Raw genomic sequence first — 15551 nt, 5'->3', positions numbered from 1 at the left:
AACATGTTTTGTGTGATCTACAGAAGTACCAGCCGCGACCAGACCTACCTTTATGTCGAAAAGAAAGACGATTTTTCCCGCGTGCCTGAAGAATTAATGAAAAGCTTTGGCCGACCGCAGCTGGCGATGCTGCTGCCGCTGGACGGCCGTAAGAAGCTGGTGAACGCCGATCTGGAGAAAGTCAAAAAGGCGTTAATCGAGCAGGGCTATTATTTACAGCTTCCGCCGCCACCGGAGAATTTATTAAAACAGCACCTTGAGCTGAGCGGAAAGAAATAAGCCCGGGTCCTTCCGGGAACAACTCATCAACCGATTAGGGGTCGACCATGTATCAACATCATAACTGGCAAGGTGCATTACTGGATTATCCCGTCAGCAAAGTGGTCTGCGTGGGCAGCAACTATGCAAAACATATTCAGGAGATGGGCAGCGCCGTGCCGGAAGAGCCGGTTCTGTTTATTAAGCCAGAAACCGCACTGTGCGATATTCGCCAGCCGCTGGTTCTGCCGCAGGGACTGGGTTCGGTGCATCATGAAGTGGAACTGGCGGTGCTGATCGGCGCGACGCTGCGCCAGGCAACTGAAGAGCATGTAGAGAAGGCGATTGCGGGTTACGGTGTCGCGCTCGACCTGACGCTGCGTGACGTCCAGGGCAAAATGAAGAAAGCGGGGCAGCCGTGGGAAAAAGCCAAGGGTTTTGATAATTCATGCCCGATTTCCGGTTTCGTTCCGGTGAGTGAATTTACCGACGACCCGCAGAATACGCCCCTCAGCCTGAAGGTCAACGGCGAGATCCGCCAGCAGGGGACGACCGCTGACATGATCCATAAGATCGTTCCGCTGATTGCCTACATGAGCCGCTTCTTCACCCTGAAACCCGGCGACGTGATCCTTACCGGCACTCCGGAAGGTGTGGGGCCGCTGCACAGTGGCGACGAACTGGACGTCAGTTTTAACGGCCTGTCGCTGAAAACCCGCGTGCTGTAAAAGCACCTTGCCGCCTGAAAAGGGCGGCAAAACTTGCATCAACGTGCCAGACTCGTTATAAGGTGCGCTCTATTTTGACGTGTGGACATCCCGATGAACGACATTCCTTTCTGGCAAAGCAAAACTCTCGACGACATGACCGACGCGGAGTGGGAATCGTTGTGTGACGGCTGTGGGCAGTGCTGCCTGCATAAGCTGATGGATGAAGATTCGGACGAGATCTATTTCACCAACGTAGCCTGCAAGCAGTTAAACATCAAAACCTGCCAGTGCCGCAACTATGAGCGCCGTTTCGACTATGAGCCGGACTGCATCAAGTTAACCCGTGAAAATCTGCCGACCTTTGAGTGGCTGCCGCATACCTGCGCGTATCGCCTGCTGGCGGAAGGAAAAGATCTGCCCACATGGCATCCGCTGTTGACGGGGTCGAAAGCGGCGATGCACGGCGAGCGTATTTCCGTGCGCCACATTGCGGTGAAAGAGTCCGAGGTGCAGGACTGGGAAGACCACATTATGAATCACCCTAATCGGTGATAATAAAAAACCCGCCGAGGCGGGTTTTTTATTGTGCGCAATTTTGTCGGGTGGCGCTGCGCTTACCCGACCTACAAAACTGACGTTGCCGTTTTGCTTTTACCTTCCAAAAAGATCGCGTTTCTTTGGCTTGAACGGCTGGGCAATCAGCACCAGCAGCGCTACCACGAAGTAGGCGACAAAAATGCCCACCAGCCACTGCGGCATCTCCAGCGTCAGAAACTCCCACTGGCGTACAGAGCAGTCACCGGAGGCCACAAACACCTGCGGCAGCCATTTATCCAGCGGCAGCCAGCTCGGGAAGCGGGCGGCAAAGTCGCAGGTCATAAACGGCGACGGGTGAAGCTGCATCTGGGTGTGCTCCCAGGCAAGCGCAATCCCTTTCCCGGCGCTGTACAGCCAGATGGCAATTGCGGCATAGCGTAACGGTGTTTTAGGTGCAATCGCACCTACCAGACCCGCGCCCATAATGCCGAACAGCGCACAACGCTCATAAATACACAGGACGCAAGGTTTCAGCCCCATCACATGCTGAAACCACAGCGCGACCATTTCCAGCGCAAAGGCGGTCAGGGCCATCAACAACCATGCTCCGCGACCGCGTGAGCACTGGTTCAAAAATCGCAACATAATCATTTCCCTGGAACATGCTTAGACAGCGCAGTGTAAACGAATTTTAATGCGCCGCAAGTATACCTGCTTGCAACAACCATTGCGTACAGGGAACGAGAGTAATTTTGATGCACAGCAAACCAACAAGGGTAAGCACCAGCGTGTACGGCAGCGCCATCCAGACCATTCTTCCATAAGAAAGTCGTATGAGTGGCGCCAGCGCCGAGGTCAGCAGGAAGAGGAAGGCCGCCTGACCGTTCGGGGTTGCCACGGAGGGGAGGTTGGTTCCAGTGTTGATCGCCACCGCCAGCAGCTCGAACTGTTCACTGCTGACAATCCCTTGCTCCATCGCGGCTTTAGCCTCATTGATGTATACCGTCCCGACAAAGACGTTATCGGATATAGAAGACAACAGACCGTTAAACAAATAGAACAGCGTTAGCTGCGAATCTGGCGTGGCCTGAAGCACAAACGCGATGATTGGCGTGAACAGATGTTGATCTATAATCACCGCCACGACGGCGAAAAATACCGCCAGCAGGGCGGTAAACGGCAGCGCTTCGGTAAAGGCTTTTCCGATAGCATGTTCGTCCGTGACGCCGCTCAGGCTGGTTGCCAGAATAATTACCGACAGACCAATCAGCCCCACCTCGGCAAGGTGGAAGGCCAGCGCAGCGATAAGCCACACGCCGATGATGCCCTGTGCAATCAGGCGCAGCGTCTCCTGGCGCGTGCGTTGTTTGCGGCTCTGCTCGTCAAACTTATGCAGCTCCTGACGGACCTGATCGGGCAACTTCGCGCCATACCCAAAAAGGTTGAATTTTTCGACCAGCACGCAGGTCGCTAAGCCGCAGATCAGAACGGGCACGCTGACCGGCGCCATGCGCAGGAAAAATTCGCCAAAATGCCACTCAGCCGCTTTGGCGATAATCAGGTTTTGCGGCTCTCCGACCATTGTCATCACGCCCCCCAGCGCCGTCCCCACGCCCGCATGCATCATCAGGCTGCGCAGAAACGCGCGGAACTGCTCGAGCACATCGCGGTTGTGCGCCTCAACGTGGCTGTCGTCCTGTAAGTTATCGCCAGGACGAGACGAGGCGACCCGGTGGTAAATACCGTAAAAGCCGACGGCGACGCTGATCACCACAGCCACAACCGTCAGCGCATCCAGGAAGGCAGAGAGGAAAGCCGCGGCGAGGCAAAACGCCAGCGAGAGCAGCGTTTTCGACGGAATGCTCAGCAGCAGACGGGTGAAGATAAACAGCAGAAGCTGCTTCATAAAGTAGATCCCCGCCACCATGAAGATCAGCAGTAGCAGGACTTCAAGATTCGACGCAATCTCGTTTTTAACATGCTCCGCGCTGGTCATTCCAATGACCACGGCTTCCAGCGCCAGCAGCCCGCCGGGCAGCAGCGGATAGCACTTCAATGCCATCGCCAGGGTAAAGATAAACTCGGCGACCAACATCCACCCGGCAACGAAGGGATCCAGCAAAAAGATAACGGGATTAACGACCAGGAATACCAGTAGAGTGAGTTTGTACCAGTCAGGTGACTGACCTAAAAAGTTGCGCCACAGCGCGCGCCCAAATGAAATTTCCACGACAGACGTCCTTTCCCCGTCAAATAAGACAAGACATCAGTATACGCAAAAACGGCGGCGGAGAGGGGGATAAAGCCATTTTGTAAATTTCATAAAAATGAAACGGCGATCCCTCTTTTCTGTCTCTGCTGCGCTATCTGCCTCTGTGCGCCTCTGGTATGATGAGTGCAATTTGCTAAAGCTGTGTAATGGAAATCTCACTATGGTCATTAAGGCGCAGAGCCCGGCGGGTTTCGCGGAAGAGTACATCATTGAAAGCATCTGGAATAATCGTTTCCCTGCGGGATCAATTCTACCTGCTGAACGCGAACTCTCTGAACTGATTGGCGTCACCCGTACCACGCTGCGAGAAGTGCTCCAGCGTCTGGCGCGCGATGGCTGGTTGACGATACAGCATGGCAAACCCACTAAGGTGAATAACTTCTGGGAAACGTCCGGGCTGAATATTCTGGAAACGCTGGCGCGTCTCGATCACGAAAGCGTACCGCAGCTGATTGACAATCTGCTTTCGGTGCGCACCAACATCGCTACCATTTTCATCCGCACCGCGTTTCGTCAGCATCCTGAAGATGCGCTGAAGGTGCTTGCCACCGCCAATGAGGTGGAAGACCACGCGGACGCCTTTGCGACCCTCGACTACAACGTGTTCCGCGGTCTGGCGTTTGCTTCCGGCAATCCGGTTTACGGTCTGATCCTGAATGGAATGAAAGGGTTATATACACGCATTGGTCGTCACTACTTTGCCAACCCTGAAGCCCGCAGCCTGGCGCTCGGCTTCTACCATAAACTGAGCAAGCTCTGCACCGAAGGGCTGCACGATCAGGTCTATGAAACGGTGCGTCGTTATGGCCACGACTCCGGTGAAATCTGGCACCGAATGCAGAAAACCCTGCCGGGTGATTTAGCGATTCAGAGTCGCTGAAATAAAAAACCTCTCGATTGAGAGGTTTTTTTCGCCCGGTGGCGCTTCGCTTACCGGGCAAAAAAACTACAACGTATTCAACCGCGCCGGACACCGCTCCAGCAGCTCCACGCTGCCATCTTCATTCTGCTGCTCCAGCGACACGTCAAATCCCCACAGGCGATGCACATGCTTCAGCACTTCCTTACGCCCCTTATCCAGCGGCGCGCGGTTGTGAGGGATATAGCGCAGCGTCAAAGAGCGGTCACCGCGCAGATCCACATTCCAGACCTGAATGTTCGGTTCAAGATTGCTCAGGTTGTACTGAGACGACAGGCGCGAGCGGATCTCACGATAGCCCTCTTCGTTGTGGATCGCAGAGATCTCCAGGTAGTTGTTGCGGTCATCATCCAGTACGGTGAAGAAGCGGAAATCACGCATGATCTTCGGCGACATGAACTGGCTGATAAAGCTCTCATCCTTAAAATCACGCATCGCGAAGTGCAGCGTTTCCAGCCAGTCAGAACCGGCAATATCCGGGAACCAGTATTTGTCCTCTTCGGTGGGCGACTGGCAGATACGCTTGATATCCTGGAACATGGCAAAGCCGAGTGCGTACGGGTTAATGCCGCTGTACCACGGGCTGTTATACGCTGGCTGGAATACCACGTTGGTGTGGCTGTGCAAAAACTCCATCATAAACCGCTCGGTGACTTTTCCTTCGTCATACAGGTGGTTAAGAATGGTGTAGTGCCAGAAGGTCGCCCAGCCTTCGTTCATCACCTGGGTCTGCTTCTGAGGATAGAAATACTGGCTCACCTTGCGCACGATGCGCAAGATCTCACGCTGCCACGGCTCCAGCAGTGGGGCGTTCTTCTCCATAAAGTAGAGCAGGTTTTCCTGCGGCTCGGAAGGGTAACGACGCGCCTCGGCGACGGTTTTCTCCTCCTCACGTTTCGGCAGGGTGCGCCACAGCATATTCACCTGGCTTTGCAGATACTCCTCGCGGCTCTTCTGCCGGGCTTTCTCTTCCTGCAATGAGATCTTCTGCGGACGCTTATAGCGGTCAACGCCGTAATTCATCAGCGCGTGGCAGGAGTCCAGCAGCTTCTCTACCTCGTCCACGCCGTAGCGCTCTTCGCAGTCGGTAATGTATTTGCGGGCGAAGATAAGGTAATCGACGATGGAGCTGGCGTCCGTCCAGCTGCGGAACAGATAGTTATTTTTGAAGAACGAGTTATGTCCATAGCAGGCGTGCGCCATCACCAGCGCCTGCATGGTAATGGTGTTCTCCTCCATCAGATAGGCAATACACGGGTTAGAGTTAATAACGATTTCATACGCCAGCCCCTGCTGTCCGTGCTTATACAGTCGCTCCGTTTCAATGAATTTTTTACCAAACGACCAGTGCGGATAGTTAATCGGCATCCCGACGCTGGAGTAAGCGTCCATCATCTGTTCCGAGGTGATGACTTCAATCTGATGGGGATAGGTGTCCAGACGATAGAGTTTGGCCACCCGGTCGATCTCCGCCAGGTAGACATCCAGCAACTCGAAGGTCCAGTCGGGTCCATCGCTCAGACGGGTGCTGTCCCTTGACATGGAATCTAGTGTAGCCATTAGCGCGCCCTCGTTGTTGGTCGCTCTCTCTGACTGGAGAGCCTCCTTTCAAGCATAGATCACCCCATTCAAATACGCGGGGCGCAGAAATTTTTTCTTTGCGATTTCCCGTTTTCGATACGGCAAAAAAAGCGGTGCTAGCAGAATTTTCTACTGGTTAAAAATAACGCGCAGCAGGAGATCCCAAATAAGCGCCATCCCCTGATACAGCGGGATATGTGAGTTGAGTCACCATAAAAAAGTCATATGTTGAATAATATTTTCAGCTAGGTTATCAATCTGTAATTAGATGATTGTTCTTTTGCTCATAATGGAGTGGCTATGCGTGTTGTCATACTGGGAAGTGGTGTCGTTGGCGTAACCAGCGCCTGGTATTTAAGTCAGGCGGGACATGAGGTTACCGTTATCGATCGCGAATCCGGTCCGGCGCTGGAAACCAGTGCGGCGAATGCGGGGCAGATCTCCCCGGGCTACGCTGCGCCGTGGGCGGCCCCGGGCGTTCCGCTGAAGGCGATCAAATGGATGTTTCAGCGACATGCGCCGCTGGCGATAAGCCTTGACGGCACACAGTTCCAGCTTAAGTGGATGTGGCAGATGCTGCGCAACTGCGACACCCGCCACTACATGGAAAACAAAGGGCGCATGGTGCGCCTCGCAGAATACAGCCGCGATTGCCTGAAAGCGCTGCGTTCCTCAACGGGGATCGAATATGAAGGGCGCCAGGGCGGCACACTTCAGCTGTTCCGTACCGCGCAACAGTACGAAAACGCGACCCGCGATATCGCCGTGCTTGAAGATGCGGGCGTACCCTATCAGCTGCTGGAAGCCAGCCAACTTGCCCAGGTGGAGCCAGCACTTGCCGAGGTCGCGCACAAGCTGACGGGCGGCCTGCGTTTACCGAACGATGAAACTGGCGACTGCCAGCTTTTCACCCAGCGTCTGGCGCGCATGTGTGAGCAGGCCGGGGTGAAATTCCGCTTCAACACCTCTGTCGACAAGCTGCTGTCGGAAGGGGAGAAGATTTACGGCGTGAAGTGTGGAGAAGAGGTCATCAAAGCCGATGCTTACGTGATGGCGTTTGGCTCCTACTCTACCGCGATGCTGAAAGGGATCCTGGACATCCCGGTCTATCCGCTGAAAGGCTACTCCCTGACCATTCCCGTGAAAGAGGACAGCGGCGCGCCAGTATCAACCATTCTTGATGAAACCTACAAAATCGCCATCACCCGTTTCGATAACCGGATCCGCGTCGGCGGCATGGCGGAAATCGTGGGCTTCAATACCGAACTGCTCAAACCACGTCGTGAAACGCTGGAGATGGTCGTCGGCGATCTCTTCCCGCGCGGCGGTTTCATTGAGCAGGCGACGTTCTGGACCGGCCTGCGTCCAATGACCCCGGACGGCACGCCGATTGTGGGCCGTACGCCTTACAAAAATCTGTGGACAAATACCGGCCACGGTACGCTTGGCTGGACCATGGCCTGCGGTTCGGGCCAGCTGCTTAGCGACCTGATTTCCGGGCGGACGCCGGCAATTCCGTTTGACGATTTAAGCGCCGCACGCTATCAATCAGGGTTTACCCCCTCGCGTCCACAACACCTGCACGGCGCGCATAATTAAGGAGTCGTCATGTCCCGTCCCATTCTGGCCCAGCTGGATTTGCAGGCGCTGAAGGATAACCTGCAAATTGTTCGTCGTGCTGCGCCGGGTTCTCGTGTCTGGTCGGTGGTGAAAGCCAACGCCTACGGTCATGGTATCGACCGTATCTGGAGTGCGCTCGGCGCCACCGACGGTTTTGCCTTGCTGAATCTGGAAGAGGCCATCCTGCTGCGTGAGCGCGGCTGGAAAGGACCGATCCTGCTGCTGGAAGGATTCTTCCATGCGCAAGATCTGCCTCTGCTGGATAAGTACCGCCTGACGACCAGCATTCACAGTAACTGGCAGATCAAGGCCATTCAGGACGCGAAGCTGCATGCCCCGCTGGATATCTATCTCAAAGTGAACAGCGGTATGAATCGTCTGGGCTTCCAGCCTGAACGTGTGCACACGGTCTGGCAGCAGCTTCGTGCGCTGAAAAACGTCGGTGAGATGACGCTGATGGCGCATTTTGCCGATGCGGAAAAGCCGGACGGCATTGCCGATGCTATGGTCCGCATTGAGCAGGCGGCAGAAGGGCTGGACTGTCCGCGCTCGCTGTCGAACTCAGCGGCAACGCTCTGGCATCCCGAGGCGCATTACAACTGGGTGCGCCCGGGGATCGTTCTGTACGGCGCGTCACCCTCAGGTCAGTGGCAGGATATCGCCAACAGCGGCCTGAAGCCGGTGATGACGTTACGAAGCGAAATTATCGGCGTGCAAACCCTGAAAGCGGGCGATACGGTGGGCTATGGCAGCCGCTATCGGACAGCGGGCGAACAGCGTATCGGTATCGTGGCGGGGGGCTATGCAGATGGTTATCCGCGCATCGCCCCGAGCGGCACGCCGGTGTGGGTCGATGGCGTGCGTACGGGCACGGTAGGCACCGTCTCAATGGACATGTTGGCTATTGATTTGACGCCATGTCCTCAGGCGGGGATCGGCTCACCGGTTGAGCTGTGGGGCAACGAGGTTAAAATTGATGATGTGGCCGCTGCGGCGGGCACTGTCGGGTATGAACTGATGTGCGCGCTGGCGTCAAGAGTGCCTGTTGTGACGGTGTAACTTGTGTGTGCCGGGTGGCGGCTTCGCCTTACCCGGCCTACAAAAGCCCGAACGTAGGCCGGGTAAGCGTTAGCGCCACCCGGCAAGAAAGCAGCTACTCCGCCTCCTCCTCCATCGGCCTTACGCCGACTTTGCGCACCGCGTTATCCTCTTTCTCGGCCACCGTCCAGACCATCCCGGCAAACTCCACCTGGTCACCGACGACCGGTGCAGCCCCTAATAATTGCTGAATAATCTCGCCCAGTGTTTGCTGGTTATCGCGATTCTCCAGTCCTCCCTCCAGGCCATAAATCAGCGCCACATCCGCAAAGCGGGCGCTGGCTTCGAGGATAAAATCGCCGAAGAAACGCTGATCCAGCGCCACCGGGGGCGACTGGCTGAACAGCTTGCCAAGGGCAGGCAGGTCGCGCTCGCGGCCAATCACGCAGAGGATATCGTTCTCTCGCAGCCGCGTGCTGCCGGTCGGGTGAAGCAGGGCGTTATCCCGGAACAGGGCGGCAATGCGCGTTTCAGCGGGCATATGCAGATCGCGTAGCGAAGCACCCACGCACCACTTATCGGCGCTTAGCTGATAGACAAACTGTTCCCACGGGTTGTCTGGATGAATATCCAGCCCCACGCGGGAGACCGGCCAGCCAACGGGCGGTACCACCACTTTGGCTTTTTTCGCCGCCCAGCCCAGCGACGTCCCCTGGAACAGCAGCGATACCAGCACCACGAAGAAGGCGACGTTGAAGAACAGACGAGCGTTGTCCAGCCCGGCCATCATCGGGAAAACCGCCAGGATAATCGGCACCGCGCCGCGCAGCCCCACCCAACTGATAAATATCCGCTCACGCAGGTTAAACCCGCGGAACGGCAGCAGCCCGGCAAACACCGACAGCGGACGGGCGATGAAGATCATCCAGGCCGACAAAAGCAGCGCTGGCACGACGATAGGCAGCAGGTCGGAAGGCGTCACCAGCAGGCCCAGCACCAGGAACATGGCGATCTGTGCCAGCCAGGCCAGCCCGTCAAAGTTTTGCAGTATCGCATAACGGTTACGAATCGGTCGGTTGCCCAGCAGGAATCCACAGAGGTAAACCGCCAGAATACCGCTGCCGTCCAGCGCGGTGGTGACGGCAAAGATCAGGATCCCGCCGCTCAGGGCCAGCAGCGGGTAAAGGCCGGAAGGCAGCGTAATACGGTTGATTGTCTGCTGTAACAGGTAACCGCCGCCGAGACCAATGATAATCCCGAGGCCAAACTGCTGGAGGATGTGCCAGGCGAACATCCAGCTCAGGCCAGTTTCGTGCTGCTGGATCATCTCAATCAGGGTGATGGTCAGGAACACCGCCATCGGATCGTTGCTGCCGGATTCAATCTCAAGCGTGGAGCCAACGCGCTCGTTCAGCCCCTTGCCGCCGAGCAGCGAGAACACCGCCGCCGCATCGGTAGAGCCGACAATCGCGCCAATAAGCAGGCCTTCCATCATATCGAGGTTAAACAGCCAGGCTGCCATCATACCGGTCAGGCCGGAGGTGATTAGCACGCCGACGGTAGCCAGAGACAGCGCCGGGCCTAAGGCAACGCGAAACGAACTTGCCTGGGTGCGCATGCCGCCGTCCAGCAAGATCACCGCCAGCGCGAGGTTACTTACCATATAGGCGAAAGGGTAATTATCGAAGGGGATACCGCCGATTCCGTCAACCCCCGCCAGCATGCCGATAGCCAGGAAAATGACAAGAATAGGTATGCCAAGGCGCGATGAAAATGAACTTAATAAAATGCTGAAGGTTACCAGGATGGAACCCAGAATGAAAAGACTGATTATCGCTGTGGCACTCAATGTCGTCTTACTCCCACCTCAATGTGAACGCTGTTATTAAAACCCTAACATATTAACAACTGTATCTGCGTTTTATTGAGGGGGAATAACGGCTTTTTTATGCCTTTAAGACCGGATGACCGCTGATTGTTAACCGACTGCCTGAATTACCGTGTGCAAGGTGCGCCCGGGCACCCAGTGGCAAGGTAATGGTTTGCTGCTCATGGCCGAAATTCAGACCGGCGATCACCGGAATATCCAGCCGGGAACGAATGAAATCGACCATCGTCTCCAGCGTGTAGCCTGCGTCGTAATCGTTGGGGGCTGACCCGCTGAAACTGCCCAGCACAATGGCCGACTGCCGATCCAGGATCCCGGCGTGATAAAGCTGTAACAGCATGCGTTCGACGCGGAACGGGTGTTCGTTGATATCTTCCAGCACCAGAATGCCGTCCTCGATCTGCGGCAGCCACGGTGTCCCAATCAGCGATACCAGCATCGCGAGGTTTCCGCCCCACAGCTGCCCTTCACATTCCCAGTGCGGTCCGTTGCCTTGCCACTCGACGGTAAACGTCGGGTTTTGCAGGGCGCGCCAGAAATGGTCCTGCGTAAACGCATCCAGCTCCGGCGCACCAAAGTTGCCGGCCAGCATCGGACCGCTAAAGGTAATGACGTTATGCAACGCCAGCAGGCCGAGCTGGATCGCCGTGAAATCGCTGTGTCCGCAGATTAACAGCGGATCCTGCTGCTGGCGTGCGGCCAGCCCGGCCCAGTCGATGCTCTCCAGCAGCCGGCTTGCGCCATAGCCGCCGCGCACGGCCAGCACAATAGTGTTTTCACCTTCCAGCGTCGCCAGGCTGTTGATATCGCTCAGTCTCTGCGCCTCCGTACCGGCAAAACGCTGCATGCGGCGGGGGATAATTGTCTGATTTTCTACCTGATGGCCCATTTCCAGCAGGCGCTGAACGCCCCGCTGTGCCGCCTCCTGGTTGATGCAGTAGCCCGACGGTGCAATGAGATGAAACTGAGGCATGGCAATTCCTTGCTGAATGAGAATCTAATTGTCTATATCATGCCGCTTATACGCCGCCTGCTTCAAGGGGCGACGTACCGCGATGACCGGCTATAAGGATAGATGACGTGAAATTGAGATGGTTTGCTTTTTTGATTGTGTTGCTCGCTGGCTGTAGTTCAAAACATGATTATAAAAATCCCCCCTGGAATCCTGAAGTCCCGGTAAAGCGGGCCATGCAGTGGATGCCGATCAGCGAACAAGCCGGGAAGGCCTGGGGCGTGAGCCCGCGCCTGATCACCGCGATCATCGCCGTGGAGTCCGGCGGTAACCCGACGCTGGTGAGTAAATCGAATGCGGTGGGGCTGATGCAGTTAAAAGCCTCTACGGCGGGAAGAGAGGTCTATCGCTACATGGGCTGGAAGGGACAGCCATCCACCAGCGAGCTGAAAAACCCGGAACGTAATATCTCTATGGGAACCGCTTACCTGAGCATTCTGGAGCATGGCATTCTGAAGGGAATTGACGATCCGGAAGTGATGCAATATGCGCTGGTGGTGTCGTACGTTAACGGAGCTGGCGCGCTGCTCCGAACCTTCTCATCCGATCGCAAAGAGGCGATAGAAGAGATTAACGATATGGATAAAGATGAATTCTTCGAACACGTTGTGAAGAATCATCCGTCAGCACAGGCTCCACGTTATATCTGGAAAGTACAGAAAGCAATGGACGCCATGTAACGTCTTTGTCGGGCGGCAGCACGCTGCCCGACGCCTTTCAGCGCACTTTATTCGCGCGTTCCCGCGCTTCACGCTCCAGTGAAAAAATGATGCGCTGTAGTTCGCGCTCGGCGCCTGGCCCGACATTCAGAAAGCGAAAACTCAGTCGCGGCGTGGTAATGGTTTCGTTTTTGCCGTCCACCACCTTGCGCTCGCTGATGGCAGTCAGCTGGGCGTCAAACCAGAAGCGTCCCCATCCGCCCATATCCAGCTCGATCTGACTAAAACGCATACCTTCCACCAGCCCTTCCGGCTTCGGCATATCCATCAACGCTCCCATGCCGCCCAGCGACAGGTCGAAGAGACGAAAGCGGATCTCATTTTTGTCCGGCATTTTCGCCTTACAGAAGTAGGCCGGGTGAAGCGGGGCGCTGATGCGAAAATACTCGCGGCGCTGCACGAACCAGAGATTAGCGGGCAGGGGGGTGATAAACGCAGGCAAACCCTGGTACACGATCGTGGTCAGGTGAGGCAGTATAAACTCAACTTTAGCCCCCTGCGTTTCGGCCATCACCGAGAGGTTTTCTGCCTGTAGCGCGGCACGGTTTTCATCGCTCTGGCTACCCAGATCCACGATCAGGTGTTCTGCCGTCACGTCCAGGATCTTGCTGATAAACTGGCTGGTTGACCAGTTGATGCGCAGCGGCACCTCGCCCTTTTTCAGGTCGCGTAACACCCCTAATACAGCCAGCGGATTTTGTTTCAGGAACTGCTCACTGTAGCTACTCACGCCAGATGGCTCCTCGATAGATGACAGACTGTCTCTGGGTTATCGGCACGATGGCATGAAACTTAATACAAACGATCTGTTTTTCTCCGCTGATATTGATTCGGTAATAAAAATGATAATAATTGTCGTTCCCAATATCATCTAATAATAAGACGACACTATGAGCACCTCACGTTTTGCGTTATGCGCGTTGGCAGGCGCCGTCACGCTGGCATTGCAGACACAGGCTTTCGCAGAAGAACCCACCATCGTGGTAACCGGTACAGAACAGGGCAGCGCGCTCCCTGCCTGGACCAATAGCGCCACGAAATCAGCCGTCGCGGAAAGTAAAACGCCGCAGGTGATCAACACCATCGCCGCTAAAGAGATTGAGCAGCGGCACGCCAGTTCGGTAAACGAGATCCTGCGCTATGCGCCGGGCGTTTCCACGGAGGTGCGCGGGAGCACCTCTTACATGAGCGAGTACAAAATCCGCGGGTTCAACGTCGATCAGGAGTTCTACAACGGCCTGCAACTTCCCTATAACGTCACCGGGAACACCAAAGCGCGAATCGATCCGCTGCTGATTGAGAGCGTCGATATCCTGAAGGGGCCGTCATCCGTGCTGTATGGCGGCGGCTCCCCGGGTGGGCTGGTCAATATTCAGAGTAAAAAGCCGCAGAAAGAGGCGAAAACAGAACTGGGCTTTAATACCGGAAACCGCAATCTGAAAGAGGGGTACCTGGATTCCACGGGGCAGATCGCGAACAGCGACTGGAACTATCGTCTGCTGGGCAAAGCGACGGAAAGTGACGAACAGGCGCACACCACGCGCTATGAAAACTATCTGGTGGCCCCCTCCGTGACCTGGCAGCCGGATGACAAAACGCGCCTGACCATTGACGCGCTGGCGCAAAATACGCCGAGCCTGACGCCGTCTGATCCGATGCCGCTAAGCTATCTGCGGTCTAAATACGCCGATCGTCGTGACTATGCCGGGGATGAGTGGAGCGGCTTCAAACAGCGCCAGTGGATGCTGGGCTACAGCTTTGAACATGAGTTTGACAGTGGCTGGGGCTTTAACCAGAAAGCGCGCTACTTTGACGTGGATACCCACCAGCGCAGCGCCTATTCCACCGGGACGGGCAGCGAGGTCTACCAGCTTAACCGCTTCGCCTATACCACGGATGAAGATTTGCAGAGCTTCAACATTGATAACCAGGTTACCCGAACCGTCGCGCTGGGGGACTGGCAACATCATCTGCTGGCGGGCTTTGACTACCAGAAGCTGAACTCTCACTTCCATTATCGTTACGCCTCGTCCACTCCGGGTATCGATATGCGCAATCCGGATCACTCGCAGATCGATAACGATGCGCTGGGGCTTGTAACCGCGCAGAAAAACCGTCTCGGCTATCAGCAGAATGGCTATTACCTTCAGGATCAGATTGCGTTTGGCGGGCTTAACGTGCTGGCCAGCCTGCGCTTTGACGACTACCGTTCCGTCACCACCAACTATCTGCAAAACGGTGACAAAGCCTGGGTATCGCAGGATCGCCTCACAAAACGACTGGGGGCGCTTTATGCCTTCGACAATGGTCTCTCGCCGTTTATCAGCTATTCGGAAGGCTTCGCACCGGTATCGCCGCAGGGTACGCTGACCGCGAAAGACGTTAAGCCCACCACCAGTAAGCAGGTGGAGGGTGGGGTGAAATATCTGCTGGCGGAATATGCAACTACCTTCACCGCCTCGGTGTTTAACATTCGTCAGAAAAATGTGGTGACCAGCGATCCGGGCTTCCTCAACTACCGACAGACCGGGGAAGTGGAATCGAAAGGCGCGGAGCTTTCCGCTATTAGTCGTCCAACGGATAACCTGACGCTGATTGCTAATTATGCCTACACCCACGCCATCAATACTGAAGATGACAAGTACCAGGGCAAACGACCGACGCAGGTCCCTGAGAACGCCTTTAATCTGTGGGGAGATTTCACCTTTGACAGCACGCCGCTGAGAGGGTTAACGCTGGGGGCTGGTGCACGCTACACCGGGCCGATGGAGATCTCGCCAGCCAATGATGCAGGCAAGCTGGGCGGTACGACGCAGTACGATCTGGCGGCATCTTACCGCATGGGTGAACTGGCGCCATCGCTGGAGGGGCTGACGCTGAAAGCGAGCGCGCAGAACGTCACCAACAAAGAGACGCTCACCTGCTATGACGCGACCAACTGCTGGATAGGCCGCGACCGCACCTTCCAGGTCGGGGCGAGCTACAGCTTCTGAAAAA

The 15551-nt window shown here is 55.9% G+C and carries 14 protein-coding genes; 8 read left to right on the top strand and 6 right to left on the bottom strand.

Annotation, left to right across the window (positions count from 1 at the left end):
• Positions 1 to 3: 3 nt before the first annotated feature.
• The 3 genes from CKK19_RS15180 to CKK19_RS15170 all read left to right on the top strand — a co-directional run bounded on the left by CKK19_RS15180 (position 4) and on the right by CKK19_RS15170 (position 1520).
• Positions 4 to 279 (top strand): YcgL domain-containing protein, encoded by a 276-nt coding sequence (locus CKK19_RS15180; RefSeq protein WP_015570312.1) that lies wholly within the window; start codon positions 4 to 6, stop codon positions 277 to 279.
• Positions 280 to 326: 47 nt separating this feature from the next.
• Positions 327 to 986, top strand: a complete 660-nt coding sequence (locus CKK19_RS15175; RefSeq protein WP_015570313.1) for a fumarylacetoacetate hydrolase family protein — start codon at positions 327 to 329, stop codon at positions 984 to 986.
• Between the two features lie 93 nt (positions 987 to 1079).
• Positions 1080 to 1520 carry a YcgN family cysteine cluster protein gene (locus CKK19_RS15170; protein WP_022648432.1) on the top strand — a complete coding sequence of 147 codons (441 nt, stop codon included), beginning with the start codon at positions 1080 to 1082 and terminating at the stop codon, positions 1518 to 1520.
• 99 nt (positions 1521 to 1619) lie between these two features.
• Here the strand turns inward: CKK19_RS15170 and dsbB are convergent, their stop codons facing one another.
• Both dsbB and nhaB read right to left on the bottom strand, forming a co-directional pair.
• Positions 1620 to 2150: a disulfide bond formation protein DsbB gene (dsbB, locus tag CKK19_RS15165; protein WP_032622423.1), complete on the bottom strand. Its 531-nt coding sequence runs from the start codon at positions 2148 to 2150 to the stop codon at positions 1620 to 1622.
• A gap of 46 nt (positions 2151 to 2196) precedes the next feature.
• Complete coding sequence (gene nhaB, locus CKK19_RS15160; RefSeq protein ID WP_063853544.1) at positions 2197 to 3735, bottom strand: Na(+)/H(+) antiporter NhaB; 1539 nt, start codon at positions 3733 to 3735, stop codon at positions 2197 to 2199.
• A 202-nt stretch (positions 3736 to 3937) separates the two neighbouring features.
• Between nhaB and fadR the strand changes: the two genes are divergently transcribed.
• Positions 3938 to 4657 carry a fatty acid metabolism transcriptional regulator FadR gene (gene fadR, locus CKK19_RS15155; RefSeq protein ID WP_015570315.1) on the top strand — a complete coding sequence of 240 codons (720 nt, stop codon included), beginning with the start codon at positions 3938 to 3940 and terminating at the stop codon, positions 4655 to 4657.
• A gap of 66 nt (positions 4658 to 4723) precedes the next feature.
• On the opposite strand, the gene CKK19_RS15150 is transcribed toward fadR, so the two are convergent.
• Complete coding sequence (locus CKK19_RS15150) at positions 4724 to 6256, bottom strand: SpoVR family protein (RefSeq protein WP_022648429.1); 1533 nt, start codon at positions 6254 to 6256, stop codon at positions 4724 to 4726.
• A gap of 321 nt (positions 6257 to 6577) precedes the next feature.
• On the opposite strand from CKK19_RS15150, the gene CKK19_RS15145 reads away from it, so the two are divergent.
• Together CKK19_RS15145 and dadX are read left to right on the top strand one after the other, a co-directional pair.
• A complete protein-coding gene (locus tag CKK19_RS15145; RefSeq protein WP_022648428.1) occupies positions 6578 to 7876 on the top strand; it encodes a D-amino acid dehydrogenase in 1299 nt (432 codons plus the stop codon).
• 9 nt (positions 7877 to 7885) lie between these two features.
• A complete protein-coding gene (gene dadX, locus CKK19_RS15140) occupies positions 7886 to 8956 on the top strand; it encodes a catabolic alanine racemase DadX (protein ID WP_046619458.1) in 1071 nt (356 codons plus the stop codon).
• Between the two features lie 94 nt (positions 8957 to 9050).
• Here the strand turns inward: dadX and CKK19_RS15135 are convergent, their stop codons facing one another.
• Positions 9051 to 10784, bottom strand: a complete 1734-nt coding sequence (locus CKK19_RS15135; protein ID WP_063151970.1) for a potassium/proton antiporter — start codon at positions 10782 to 10784, stop codon at positions 9051 to 9053.
• Positions 10785 to 10881: 97 nt separating this feature from the next.
• Positions 10882 to 11796 (bottom strand): muramoyltetrapeptide carboxypeptidase, encoded by a 915-nt coding sequence (ldcA, locus tag CKK19_RS15130; protein ID WP_022648425.1) that lies wholly within the window; start codon positions 11794 to 11796, stop codon positions 10882 to 10884.
• Between the two features lie 107 nt (positions 11797 to 11903).
• On the opposite strand from ldcA, the gene emtA reads away from it, so the two are divergent.
• Positions 11904 to 12515 (top strand): membrane-bound lytic murein transglycosylase EmtA, encoded by a 612-nt coding sequence (emtA, locus tag CKK19_RS15125; protein ID WP_022648424.1) that lies wholly within the window; start codon positions 11904 to 11906, stop codon positions 12513 to 12515.
• Between the two features lie 37 nt (positions 12516 to 12552).
• On the opposite strand, the gene ycgR is transcribed toward emtA, so the two are convergent.
• Complete coding sequence (gene ycgR, locus CKK19_RS15120; protein WP_063853543.1) at positions 12553 to 13284, bottom strand: flagellar brake protein YcgR; 732 nt, start codon at positions 13282 to 13284, stop codon at positions 12553 to 12555.
• A 160-nt stretch (positions 13285 to 13444) separates the two neighbouring features.
• On the opposite strand from ycgR, the gene CKK19_RS15115 reads away from it, so the two are divergent.
• A complete protein-coding gene (locus CKK19_RS15115) occupies positions 13445 to 15547 on the top strand; it encodes a TonB-dependent siderophore receptor (protein WP_063853542.1) in 2103 nt (700 codons plus the stop codon).
• Positions 15548 to 15551 lie beyond the last annotated feature (4 nt).

Origin of the sequence: Enterobacter sp. CCUG 70166 (assembly GCF_020224095.1) — a bacterium.
In the GTDB taxonomy this organism is placed as follows: Bacteria; Pseudomonadota; Gammaproteobacteria; order Enterobacterales; family Enterobacteriaceae; genus Enterobacter; species Enterobacter intestinihominis.
The sequence above is the reverse complement of the archived record's forward strand: the minus strand, read 5'-3'. Positions and strand labels throughout refer to the sequence as shown.

Coding starts and splice junctions, on each gene's coding strand:
- CKK19_RS15180 (WP_015570312.1), top strand. CDS start 4: ATGTTTTGTGTGATCTACAGAAGTACCAGCCGCGACCAGACCTACCTT.
- CKK19_RS15175 (WP_015570313.1), top strand. CDS start 327: ATGTATCAACATCATAACTGGCAAGGTGCATTACTGGATTATCCCGTC.
- CKK19_RS15170 (WP_022648432.1), top strand. CDS start 1,080: ATGAACGACATTCCTTTCTGGCAAAGCAAAACTCTCGACGACATGACC.
- dsbB (WP_032622423.1), bottom strand. CDS start 2,150: ATGTTGCGATTTTTGAACCAGTGCTCACGCGGTCGCGGAGCATGGTTG.
- fadR (WP_015570315.1), top strand. CDS start 3,938: ATGGTCATTAAGGCGCAGAGCCCGGCGGGTTTCGCGGAAGAGTACATC.
- CKK19_RS15150 (WP_022648429.1), bottom strand. CDS start 6,256: ATGGCTACACTAGATTCCATGTCAAGGGACAGCACCCGTCTGAGCGAT.
- CKK19_RS15145 (WP_022648428.1), top strand. CDS start 6,578: ATGCGTGTTGTCATACTGGGAAGTGGTGTCGTTGGCGTAACCAGCGCC.
- dadX (WP_046619458.1), top strand. CDS start 7,886: ATGTCCCGTCCCATTCTGGCCCAGCTGGATTTGCAGGCGCTGAAGGAT.
- ldcA (WP_022648425.1), bottom strand. CDS start 11,796: ATGCCTCAGTTTCATCTCATTGCACCGTCGGGCTACTGCATCAACCAG.
- CKK19_RS15115 (WP_063853542.1), top strand. CDS start 13,445: ATGAGCACCTCACGTTTTGCGTTATGCGCGTTGGCAGGCGCCGTCACG.